1 pseudogene is annotated in these 391 nt (G+C 68.3%); it reads right to left on the bottom strand.

The window, feature by feature from the left end:
• A pseudogene (locus DBV35_RS29395) lies at positions 1 to 391 on the bottom strand (cytochrome bc1 complex cytochrome b subunit); the annotation flags it as partial.

Below are 391 nucleotides of genomic sequence, written 5' to 3'. Positions count from 1 at the left end.
CCGGCTCACCCGCCGACCCGGGCTGGTTCATCCGCTTGGGCACAGAGGCGCCCTGGTACTCCAGCGGAATGGCGTGACCGTGCGCGTCGACCCCGCCCAGCGGCTGGTGCACCTCGATGAACTCACCGTGCGGCAGCCGCTTGATGATGCCCGTCTCGATGCCGTGCTCCAGCACCGCGCGGTCCGACCGCTGCAGACCGATGCACCAGCGGTAGGCCACCCAGTACACGATCGGCGGCACGACGAGCAGACCGATGCGGCCGGCCCACGTGGTCGCGTTCAGCGAGATGTGGAAGAAGTACGAGATCCAGTCGTTGAACCCGCACATCACGAGCCACAGGTAGAACGAGATCGCCATGGCGCCGAGCGCGGTGCGGACCGGGACGTCGCG

The sequence above is a fragment of the Acuticoccus kandeliae genome (assembly GCF_003073115.1).
Note: the sequence above shows the minus strand (reverse complement) of the source record. Positions and strands in the feature narration are given on the sequence as shown.